Here is an 11066-nt window from a genome sequence, read left to right as displayed (position 1 = left end):
AGCTGCTCTCGCCCGCGTCCTCTACTTCATCCCTCCCAACCGTGATACCGTCCAAAGCAGCCCATGCCGCACTGGAAGACCATCCTCACCTACGACGGAACCCCCTACAACGGCTGGCAGATCCAGCCCTCTCTCCCCACCGTTCAGGGAACCCTCGCCCAGGCCATCCATCGCGTCACCGGCGAAACCGTCCTCCCCCAGGGCTCCGGCCGCACCGACACCGGAGTCCACGCCCTCGGCCAGGTTGCCACCTTCTCGCTCTCCGTCCCCATCCCCGCCGCCAACCTCCATCGCGCCCTCAACCGAGCCCTCCCACCCAGCATCCGCATCCTCGCCATCGAAGCCGTCTCCGAAGATTTCCACGCCCGCCACAGCGCCCGCCGCAAAACCTACGAGTACCGCATCCTCCCCTCGTGCGACGACGAAGACCGCATCTGCTCCCCCATGCTTGCCCCCTACGTCTGGGCCTGCCGCCTTCCCCTCGAGCTCGCCGCCCTGCAACAAGCTGCCATCCACATCCTCGGCACCCACGACTTCACCTCCTTCGCCGCCGCCGACCCAGACCTCACCACCCGCACCAGATCATTAGAAGAAGCCGCAGTCACGCCAACGACTGACAGCACACCTTCTCCCATCCCAACCGACAACACCCGCACCATCTTCCACTCCGCTTGGCACCAACAAGAGGACCTCCTCATCTACCGAATCACCGGCTCAGGCTTCCTACACCATATGGTCCGCAACCTCGTCGGCACCTTCGTCGAAGCAGCCGCCAACCGCCTCCCCCCCGACGCCATTCCAAAGATCCTCGCCGCCCGCAACCGCTCCGCCGCCGGCCCCACCGCCCCCGCCCGCGGCCTCTTCCTCGTCGAGGTCTTATATACAGACGCCGAGATCACGCATACCGAAGCCGAGGCCAACTCCTGATGCCAGCCACAGCCGCATCGACGGCGAACGCCCAGCGCCGCATCTCTCGCCTTGCCACCCTCACCGCCGTCCACCGCGCCTTTCACTGGCTGCACCTCCACCAACCCCAACTGCGCCAGTGGCAGCTCGAGCTCGTCCGCATCCCCGCCCCACCCTTCGGCGAATCCGCCCGAGCCGCCTGGTTCCTCGAGCGCTTCCACCACCTCGGCCTCACCAACCTCCACCTCGACGACGCCGGCAACGCCCTCGCCGAACTCCAACCCGAAGCAGCATCCTCTCCTGCTCTAAATAACGACACCTCGATCGAAGCCGCTGACACTCTCCCTGACCACGGCACCGTAGACAAACCCTCATCGCCAGACAGCAGCCAACTCCAACCCTGCATCCTCCTCTCCGCCCACCTCGACACCGTCTTCCCCCCCAACACCCCCATCGACCTCACCGAAGAAAAAGACTCACCCCGCATCGCCGCCCCCGGCATCTGCGACAACGCCGCCGGCCTCACCGCCCTCCTCGCCATCGCCGCAGCCCTTCGCTTCGCCAACATCACGCCACCCATCCCCATCCTCTTCGCCGCCAACGTAGGTGAAGAGGGCGAAGGCGACCTCCGCGGCATGCGTCACCTCTTCGAGCGCGGCCCCTATCGCACCAGCATCGCCGCCGCCCTCATCCTCGAAGGCGGAGGAACCGCCGCCGCCATCAACCAAGCCCTCGGCAGCCTCCGCTTCCGCGTCACCATCACCGGCCCCGGCGGTCACTCCTGGGCCGACGCAGGCACCCCAAACCCAATCCTCGTCCTCAGCAAAGCACTCACCGAGATCGCCGCCCTCCACCTCCCCACCGACCCCCTCACCACCCTCAACGTCGGCCACATCTCCGGCGGCACCTCCATCAACTCCATCCCCGAGTCCGCCTCCGCCCTCCTCGATCTCCGCTCCACCGACTCCACCCTGCTCACCTCCACCGCCTCCCGCATCCACCAGATCTTCGACGACATCGTCACCGCACAATCCACCACCACCACACCACTAAAGCTTCACATCGAGACCATAGGAAACCGTCCCGCCGCCACCCTCCCCGACGACTCCCCCCTCCTCCACACCCTCCGCGCCGTCGACCGCCATCTCTCCCTCCGCACCGAGCTCCGCCTCGGCTCCACCGACGCCAACATCCCCCTCTCCCGCGGCATCCCCGCCCTCGCCCTCGGCAGCGGCGGCATCGGCGGAGGCATCCACACCCTCCAGGAGTGGTACGACCCCACCGGCCGCGAGACCGCCCTCCGCCGCATCCTCCTCACCCTCCTCGACACCACCCAACTCGTGGCCGAAGGCCTCCCTGGCAACAACTAGCATTTGTCTCAAGCCTTCTAAGCCTTTGCCGTCATCCTGACCTGAGCGAAGTCGAACCTACTCATCAATTTTTCTTAGCAACTTTGCAAAAACTACCGTGTTCCCACCGCAGACAGCACAAAAACTTTGCAAAGCACTAAAGAGATCAACCTTTGTGCCGATATAGCCGAGAGCTAAGGTACCCCAACGAAGGGTCCTGACCAGAAGCGGCAAACTTTGGAGGTGCCTAAATTTCGATCCACAGAAAATTAAGTGGCAAGCCGCCACAATTAAGCTAAAATCCTGCCCAAGAATCCGCCTAACATTCTGGCACGTCTCGAGATCAACCCCCGCGATCCGGCGAACCCAAGGTGTAAAGCACACGGCACTCCAGCTCTCCGTGTGTTGTGGAGGTCCCCCATGAAGCGCATCTTTGCCACGTTGCTCCTTCTTCTGCCCGTCTCCCTCACCGCAGGCGCAGAGCAGCTCATTCCAGCCGGCTCCGTCATGCAGTGCATGGTCTCAGACAAAATCTCATCCAAGACCTTTCACCTCGGCGACCCCGTCCTCTGCCAACTCAGCCGCGTCGAGCTCTACGGTCGCTCCGTTCTCCCCTACGGTAGCTACCTCGTCGGCCGCTTTGAAGACTACAAAGATCCCGGCCACTTCGTCGGCAAGGGCTGGATGGAGCTCAAATTCGATCGCATCGTCGTAGGCAACGATACCGTTATCCCCATCTCTACCCGCGTCATCGCAGACTCCGGCAAAAATCGCGTTGACTCCAACGGCCGCATCCTCGGCACCGGACACGCCACCCGCGACACCATCGAGTGGCTCATCCCCGTCCTCTGGCCCATCGATCTCATCAACCTGCCCCGCCGCGGACCCTACCCCGTCCTCAAGCCCGAGACCCGCCTCACCATCAAACTCCTCGACGACATAGGCATCCCCACCAAGTCAGAGGTCCAGCATCAGCCCGAGATGATCTCCCGCTTCAACTACGCCGATCCCACCCCAGCTCCAGTGGAGCGGCAGGCCGCCCCCATCCAACAGGCCTATCCCCAGCCGGCTTATCCGCAACCCGTCCAGCAGTCCTACGCGCCCCAGCCCTACTATCCCCAGCAACAGAACCCCTCGGTCGTCGTAGTCCAGGCCCAGGCACCCGCCCCAACCATCATCCAGCAGGCCCCAGCCGTCGTACACCCGCACGTGGTCTACGGCTATCCACCTCCGCCACCCCCGTACGGCTACGCCTACCCACCGCCCTACGGCTACTACCGCCCCTACTAAACACCCGACAGCACCAGTCCCCGGCAAGTCCCCATCATGGCGCTTCTCGCACTTATAGCGGGAAGCGCCATGATGGCATAGTTCCTGAATGCTGTATCGCTCGTCGCTCGCATAGGGCGTTTTGTACAAGCGTATTGACTGACTAGACACTCTCTTATATGCTAAATATGCAGCACAAGGAAACAAAAGCGATGGCCAGACCAAGAAGTGAAGACAAGCGCAGCGCCATCCTGACAGCGGCAACTCGCGTCATCGTCACCCAGGGGCTCAGCGCACCGACCGCAGTCATCGCTAGAGATGCTGGCGTAGCCAACGGTTCCCTCTTCACCTACTTCGAGACCAAAGCTGATCTATTCAATCAACTCTATCTCGAACTGAAAGCCGGGATGGCCTCTGCCTCCCTCGAAGGACTTCGGCCCGGGGCTGAGCTTCGGACCCAGGTATCTCACGTCTGGACAAACTGGATGGCCTGGGCAGTCTCCAATCCCGAGAAGCGACGCGCGCTCACCCAACTCGGCGTCTCCGACGAGATCACGCCCGCGACACGTGCCGCCGGGCATAAGACCATGACAGCCATCGGCGACCTGTTGGAACGCAGTCGCGCCAATGGTCCCCTGCGCGGAGCTCCGATGGGCTTTGTCGTCGCGATCATGAACTCGCTGGCCGAGGCAACGATGGACTTCATGGTCCAGGACCCAGCCAACGCGGACAAGCACTGCAAAGCCGGTTTTGACGCCCTGTGGCGCGTATTAACCTAGCCAGTTTCTTAGCCAAATAATGACTGACTAGACACGCAATTAAATGGAGAAAAATGTCGAATAATCCCACCAATCGCAAGGCGTACCTCATCACCGGCCCGACCTCCGGTATAGGCCGCTGCACGGCATTTGAGCTGGCCACGCACGGCACGGTCGTCCTGGTCGGACGCGACCGCGGAAAGCTCAATGAATTGCAGAAGGCAATTGAGCGAAAAGGTGGGCATGCGGTATCGGCCGTCTGCGATCTGTCGGATCTTGTGAGCGTACGGCGCGCGGCTGCGGAGATCGTCGCGCTCCATCTCCCGATCGTCGGGCTGCTCAACAACGCCGGCATCATGCAGATGCGCGCTACAAAGAATGCAATGGGCTGGGACATGTCCTTCGCAACCAACCACCTCGGCCCATTCGTACTGACCGAAGCGCTCATACCGCATCTCCCCTATGGTGCGACCGTCATCTTCGTCGCCTCCGCTGTAGAAGATCCCGAGCGCAAGCCGGCGAAGATGGCGGGCTTCCGCGGCAGCCGCTATCTCTCCGCCGAGGCAAGCACGCGCGGCGAGTGGAACCCCGGCGGCTCCAGGATGCCAGGCGCGGACGCCTACGCCACCTCGAAGCAGTGCAACCTCGCCACAGCAATGGCCTTCGCCCGCGAGACTCCACGGCTGCACTTCAACGCGGTCGAGCCAGGCCTGAATCCAACCACCGGTTTGGGAGGGCATGACGCCGGGGCCCTTGTGCGCTCTCTGCAGACATTCGTTATTCCGCTGCTTGTGCCGCTGCTCATGCCCTTCATCAAAATCTTGAGCACCCCAAAGCGAGCCGCGAGCGTAATCACCAAAATCCTGATCAATGAATCCGGTGAGACCGGCATCTACTACGACGAGCGCGGACGCCCAATGCCCGGCTCCGTGCTCGTCCGCGACCCCAACTTTCAGGACCGTGTCGTCGCAGAAACGCGCGCCTTACTATCGACGTTTCCAAAATGAATGGAGGCCAGCGCCCCGCCTGAGGGCGATCTGGCCTGAGTATCCTCTGATTAAGTTGTTTTGAAAGGGCGGGACTTTAGTCCCGCCGCAGTTGATCCGCTGGAACGCGACTTTAGTCGCTGAGGGAATGCTGGTACTTAATCAGAGTCTCCCTAAAGCAAGTTCTACACAGCCTCTGACGCGTCTGTTCGAAAACCTGTCAAGCCCCTAATCACACAAAACCCGCGCCAGCCGCGAACTTTAGCGTGGCGTATCAGTTATGCTCCGCCCGGTATAATAGAACTAAGCCAATAAATCAGATCTCAACACAGCCCCCACGCGTGGTCAGCAGTCACGCAGGATAAAACCTGCACTTTCAGACGAAGTACTACCCGCAACACAAACAAAACAAGTATTTTGTGCGCAACTCATTTACCTTCTATATTTTAGCGCCATCAACCACCTGTAAGCCACTGATTCAAATACACTTCCCTGCAAGATACCTCAAGGAGGGGAGGGGGAGGGTGCAGTCAACAAAAGTCCCGCTCTAAACCACACTTCTCCACAAACACCACCACACTCCGCGATACACTCCACTCGTGAAACCCTTCACTCTCACCGCCACTCTCCTCCTAACCACCCTCGTCCAGGCGCAGAAGACTCCGCCTGACACCATCTACCTCCATGGCAACATCCTCACCGGCACCCACCTCCGCCCCAACGACCCCTCCCCCACCCCCGCAAAGGTCCAGGCCCTCGCCATTGCCAAAGGAAAGGTCCTCGCCGCCGGCACCGATGCCGAGATCCTCAAACTGAAGGCCCCGAAGACCCGCATCATCGACCTGCACAACGCCTTCGCCATGCCCGGCTTCAACGACGCCCACACCCACATGGCCTCCGCTGGCCGCCAGCAACTCTCCATCAACCTCGATGGAGTCAGATCCCTCGCCGAGATGCAGCAACGCATCCGCACCTACGCCGCCAAAGCCCAGCCCGGCTCCTGGCTCCAGGGCGGCGGCTGGGACCACACCCTCTGGCCCGGAGCCAAACTCCCCACCCGCGAGGACATCGACCCGATCACCCAGGGCCACCCCTGCATCCTCGAGCGGGTAGACGGCCACATCGCACTTGCCAACTCCGCCGCCCTCGCCGCCGCCGGCATCACCGACGAGACCCCAAACCCCCAGGGGGCCAAAATTGACCACGACTCCTCCGGCAACCCCACCGGCATCCTCCGCGAATCCGCCGCGACTAACCTCGTCTTCAACAAAATCCCCTCGCCCGGCCCCGAGGAGCGCACCAAAGCCCTCAACCTCGCCATCAACGACGCCCTCGCCCATGGCGTCACCAGCGTCCAGGACTACTCCGACTGGGAGGACTTCCTCGCCCTCGAAGAGTTAGAGGACGCGAACAAACTCCACCTCCGCTTCGCCGAGTGGCTCCCCTTCGACAAACCCCTCGAGGTCCTCAAGGAGCGCCGCGCCAGCCACCCCACCGACGACCCGCTCCTCCACCTCACCATGCTCAAGGCCTTCATGGACGGTTCCCTCGGCTCCCGCACCGCAGCCCTCGATGAGCCCTACTCCGACGACCCCAACAACTCCGGCCTCCCCCGTTACGACCAGAACAAGCTCACCCAACTAGCCTCCGAGCGCGCCGCCGCAGGCTTCCAGCTGGGCTTCCACGCCATCGGCGACCGTGCCAACGCCATGGCCCTCAATGCCTTCGGGGCCGCAGACCAGGTCGCCACCCTCGCCCCGCCAACCCCCAACCCCAACACCCGCGGCCCTGATAACTCCAGCCCTGATAACCCCGACGCCCACATCGTCACCACCCCCGCAGCCCTCCGCTTCCGCATAGAACACGCCCAGGTCCTGATGCCCGAAGACTTTGACCGCTTCGCGAGCGAGGGCGTCATCGCCTCCATGCAACCCTCCCACCTCCTCACCGACATGAAGTGGGCCACCGACCGCCTCGGCCCCGACCGCGCGAAGTACGCCTATGCCTGGAAGAGCTTCCTCGACCACAACGTCACCCTCGCCTTCGGAACCGATTACCCGGTGGAGTCCATCAACCCCTTCCGCGGACTCTACGCCGCCATCACCCGCCAGAACGAAGCCGGCACCCAGACCTTCCAGCCACAGGAAAAAATCTCCCTCAACGAGGCCCTCTACGCCTACACCCAGGCCTCCGCCTTCGCCGAGTTTCGCGAACACCAGAAGGGCCGTCTCGAACCCGGATACCTCGCCGACCTCATCGTTCTAGACCGCGACATCACCACCGCAACCCCGCAGCAACTCCTCCACACCACGATCCTTCGCACCATCGTGAACGGCAAAACGGTCTACTCGTCACCGAAGCCCAACGCCGGAGCGAGCAACTAGTTGCCACGCCAACTAAGCCCCACCACCCTGGCCCACCTCTTACTTCTCGCGGTCGTCATCATCTGGGGGGCCACCTTCGTTTTAGTAAAAGATGCGCTCCAGGACATCTCACCCCTGCTATTCAATCTGTTCAGAATGGCTCTTGCCTTCATCGCCCTAGCCATCGTGAACTATCGTCAACTCCGCGACATTAACCGCGAAACCATAGTGTCCGGCGTCATCGTCGGACTCTTCCTCGCCGCTGGATACCAGTTCCAAACCACCGGCCTAGCCCGCACCACCGCGGCGAAGTCCGCCCTGATCACCGGTTTGGTCGTAGTCTTCGTCCCCCTCTTCACCCTCATCCCTGCGATTCGCCCGCAAGGAACACCACCTCCCCGCTGGACATCCGCCATCGGAGCCATCCTCGCCTTCGCCGGGCTTCTCCTACTCACTACGCCCGCCGGAACATCCTGGCGGAATCTCTCCAGCAGCATCGGTGCGGGAGATCTACTCACACTGGGTTGCTCCATAGCCTTCGCCGCCCATCTCCTGTCGTTGGCTCATACCTCCCGCAAGGTCCCAACCGCCCAGCTCGCCGCTCTCCAGATCGGAGCAGCTGCATTCCTGATGGCCATTACCCTACCCTTAGGCGGAAGGCCTCATCTCACCCTCACGCTTCGGTTAGTCACAGCGCTCGCCATTACCAGCCTCCTTGCGACAGCCGCAGCCTTCACCATCCAAAGCTGGGCGCAGCAGCACCTACCCCCCACCCACACCGCGATCCTCCTCACTCTCGAGCCCATCTTCGCCTGCCTTACCTCATTCTTCGTCCTGCACGAACATCTAGGCCGCCGTTCTCTCCTGGGAGCTGCTCTCATTCTCTCTGGGATCGCCTTCATCGAGACCTTTCCCTCGGAAGCTCCAATCCCTACCTACCCGGCCTGAGCTTTACGCAGACTTTCGTCTTCTTTTTGCGTCTAATGAGATTGTGAAGCTGACCTCACCTCAGGCCAAAGCACAAAACACCGCAGCGACTATACTTAAACTTTACGCCGCGCACACGATCCGGCACACAGCAACACATAATACTGAGGTCAAGACCTACTAATGGATACACCGAAGAACACATCCTCCACCTTGCTCGAACGCGTCCGAACCCATCGCCTCGCCACGACGTTCACCCTTCTCGCCACATTGTCGGTCGGCATACTCGCAGGTTCAATTCTCACGCGCAATGTCAGCGGCAAAGAGCAGTCTGAGGTCAACTCCAGCGACGCCAAACCGCTCGTCATTCCCTCTCCGGTCGCGCTCTCCAATGGCTTCTCCCAGATCGTCAAACAGGTCGGACCCGCCGTCGTCAATATCAATACTGAAGAGCTACCCAAGCCATCAACCAGCAGACGTGGCAGACGCGGCACGCAGAAAACACCCCAGCCGAGCGACCCCAACGGGGACGATGACAGCCAGCAGTCCCCAGGCGATATGCAGGACTTCTTCAACCGCTTCTTCGGAGGCGGCCAGGGTGGCGACGATGGCGACGGTGGTGCTGCGGGCGAACGCCGCGCGCTCGGCTCCGGCTTCATCGTCGATCCTCGCGGCTACATCATCACCAACAACCACGTCGTCGATAAAGCCGACAAGATCTACGTAAAGCTCTCCACCGACCCGGACGGCGGTCCCGGTGACGAAGGCCGTCATGCCACCGTGATCGGCGTCGACAAAGACACCGACATCGCTGTTATCAAGATCGACACCAAAGAGCCGCTCCCCACCGTCAAGCTCGGCAACTCCGACGGCGCACAGGTCGGCGACTGGGTCCTCGCCATCGGCAGCCCCTTCGCCCTCTCAAAGACCGTGACCGCCGGCATCATCTCCGCCAAGAACCGCAGCATCGACGAGCCTAGCCCCAACGGCGTCTCTCAAACCCAGTTCCAGCGCTTCATCCAGACTGACGCCGCCATCAATCCCGGCAACTCCGGCGGCCCGCTCGTCGACATGGCAGGCCAGGTCGTCGGCATGAACACCGCCATCTACACCCAGTCCATGGGCTCGCAAGGTGTCGGATTCGCCATGCCCGCCAACATCATCGCCACCGTCTACAACATGCTCATCGGACCCGAACATAAGGTGGTTCGTGGCTCCATCGGCATTCAGTTCCAGGTCGCACAGTCTTCTGCTGTCAACCGGGTGTATGGCTTCTCGAGCGGCGTTATCGTTGGCGTCGTCACACCCAATGGCGGCGCAGCAAAGGCCGGCATTCAAGCAGGCGACGTCATCGTCTCGATCGATGGCCGGAACATCAAAGATGGCGATGATCTGGTCAATGACATCTCAGCCCGCCATGTCGGCTCAACTGTAAAGCTAGGCTACCTCCGCGACGGCAAGCAGAACACCGCGAATGTAGTCATCGGTGATCGTGCCAAGACTTATGCCGACATCACCGGCCAGCCCGACGACACCTCTACCCCGCAGGAGGCTGATGCAGGAGAGGGCAAGCTTGGCATTACCGTCTCGGTGATCCCGGCCTCCTTAGCAGCCAAGGTGGGAATCAAGGGTGGCGTCATCGTCACCAACGTCCGCCCCGGCTCCTTCGCTGATGAGATTGGTCTCGGCAAAGGAACGATCATTACCGCAATCAATCGCAAACCCGTGACAGATGAGGCCAGCTATCGTGCCATCGTCTCCACCCTCAAATCTAAAGACGACGTAGTGTTTGTCATTCAGTCTGCCACCCAGAAAAACCTCAACTCCTACGTAGGCGGCACGCTGCCGTAGCTGTTCCTCTCATCGAAACTGCAGAAGAAGGAGTGTCCTGATAGATCTCAGCCTCACTCCTGCTTCATCGCCCGATGAACTACACAAATAGCCCACAAAAAAGATGTATTCCCATTAGTCAACCTTTTTGTTGCGCAGCGCGTTACTATCGGGATACTCTACTGTCAACATCGACGGCCGTATCGGGTATCCACTACCGATCTACTCCAAGGTGGTGTTCTAACTATGCAGTTTGGCAAACAACTTCTCACCTCGACGTTACTTCTGGCAACGGCACTCCCATGCCTGGCGTTGACTCACCCGCGTCGTGGCCCCACATCGCACAAGGTGTCGAGCAAACATTCTAAATCCGCAAAGCCAGTGGGTCAGCGAACCATCGACGATGCGCGAGCCACCCAGATCCAGACTTCCCTGATCAAGTCCGGCTATCTCTCCGGCGAGGCATCAGGCCATTGGGACTCCCAGACGCAATCAGCAATGCAGAAATTTCAGGAAGATAACGGCTGGCAGACAAAGTTGATCCCCGACTCCCGAGCCATCATCAAGCTCGGTCTCGGACCCGAACAGAGTTCCAAGGTGACGAACGGAACCTCTGCAATGACTGTCTCCGGTGTATCTCCAACCTCAGGTTTCATGAAGCGATAAACATTCGCTCAC

General features: G+C 61.1%; 9 protein-coding genes. All 9 read left to right on the top strand.

All coding sequences use genetic code 11. From position 1 onward, the window contains the following. Positions 1-63: 63 nt before the first annotated feature. The 9 genes from truA to RBB75_RS17605 all read left to right on the top strand — a co-directional run bounded on the left by truA (position 64) and on the right by RBB75_RS17605 (position 11054). The gene (truA, locus tag RBB75_RS17645) at positions 64-927 is read left to right on the top strand and encodes a tRNA pseudouridine(38-40) synthase TruA (RefSeq protein ID WP_179637965.1); all 864 of its coding nucleotides are present in this window, start codon (positions 64-66) and stop codon (positions 925-927) included. Then, positions 927-2276, top strand: a complete 1350-nt coding sequence (locus RBB75_RS17640) for a M20/M25/M40 family metallo-hydrolase (protein WP_353068817.1) — start codon at positions 927-929, stop codon at positions 2274-2276. The genes truA and RBB75_RS17640 overlap by 1 nt, the downstream gene beginning before the upstream one ends. 399 nt (positions 2277-2675) lie before the next feature. Continuing rightward, a complete protein-coding gene (locus tag RBB75_RS17635; RefSeq protein ID WP_179637963.1) occupies positions 2676-3545 on the top strand; it encodes a hypothetical protein in 870 nt (289 codons plus the stop codon). Between the two features lie 191 nt (positions 3546-3736). Next, positions 3737-4303, top strand: coding sequence for a TetR/AcrR family transcriptional regulator (locus RBB75_RS17630; protein ID WP_179637962.1), 567 nt, complete (start codon positions 3737-3739; stop codon positions 4301-4303). Positions 4304-4356: 53 nt separating this feature from the next. After that, positions 4357-5289, top strand: coding sequence for an SDR family NAD(P)-dependent oxidoreductase (locus tag RBB75_RS17625; protein WP_353068816.1), 933 nt, complete (start codon positions 4357-4359; stop codon positions 5287-5289). Positions 5290-5867: 578 nt separating this feature from the next. Then, the gene (locus RBB75_RS17620) at positions 5868-7652 is read left to right on the top strand and encodes an amidohydrolase (protein ID WP_353068815.1); all 1785 of its coding nucleotides are present in this window, start codon (positions 5868-5870) and stop codon (positions 7650-7652) included. Then, positions 7653-8579, top strand: coding sequence for a DMT family transporter (locus RBB75_RS17615; RefSeq protein WP_353068814.1), 927 nt, complete (start codon positions 7653-7655; stop codon positions 8577-8579). Between the two features lie 162 nt (positions 8580-8741). Then, positions 8742-10409, top strand: a complete 1668-nt coding sequence (locus RBB75_RS17610) for a trypsin-like peptidase domain-containing protein (RefSeq protein ID WP_179637958.1) — start codon at positions 8742-8744, stop codon at positions 10407-10409. Positions 10410-10634: 225 nt separating this feature from the next. Further along, on the top strand, positions 10635-11054 hold the full coding sequence (locus RBB75_RS17605) for a peptidoglycan-binding domain-containing protein (RefSeq protein ID WP_179637957.1): 420 nt from the start codon (positions 10635-10637) through the stop codon (positions 11052-11054). The last annotated feature ends 12 nt before the right edge of the window (positions 11055-11066 follow it).

It is taken from the genome of Tunturibacter empetritectus, assembly GCF_040358985.1.
GTDB lineage: Bacteria > Acidobacteriota > Terriglobia > Terriglobales > Acidobacteriaceae > Edaphobacter > Edaphobacter empetritectus.
This window is presented reverse-complemented; position numbering and strand designations above follow the sequence as displayed.

What these genes read in the sequence shown, in the direction of transcription:
- truA (WP_179637965.1), top strand. Translation starts at nt 64, where the DNA reads ATGCCGCACTGGAAGACCATCCTCACCTACGACGGAACCCCCTACAAC.
- RBB75_RS17640 (WP_353068817.1), top strand. Translation starts at nt 927, where the DNA reads ATGCCAGCCACAGCCGCATCGACGGCGAACGCCCAGCGCCGCATCTCT.
- RBB75_RS17635 (WP_179637963.1), top strand. Translation starts at nt 2,676, where the DNA reads ATGAAGCGCATCTTTGCCACGTTGCTCCTTCTTCTGCCCGTCTCCCTC.
- RBB75_RS17630 (WP_179637962.1), top strand. Translation starts at nt 3,737, where the DNA reads ATGGCCAGACCAAGAAGTGAAGACAAGCGCAGCGCCATCCTGACAGCG.
- RBB75_RS17625 (WP_353068816.1), top strand. Translation starts at nt 4,357, where the DNA reads ATGTCGAATAATCCCACCAATCGCAAGGCGTACCTCATCACCGGCCCG.
- RBB75_RS17610 (WP_179637958.1), top strand. Translation starts at nt 8,742, where the DNA reads ATGGATACACCGAAGAACACATCCTCCACCTTGCTCGAACGCGTCCGA.
- RBB75_RS17605 (WP_179637957.1), top strand. Translation starts at nt 10,635, where the DNA reads ATGCAGTTTGGCAAACAACTTCTCACCTCGACGTTACTTCTGGCAACG.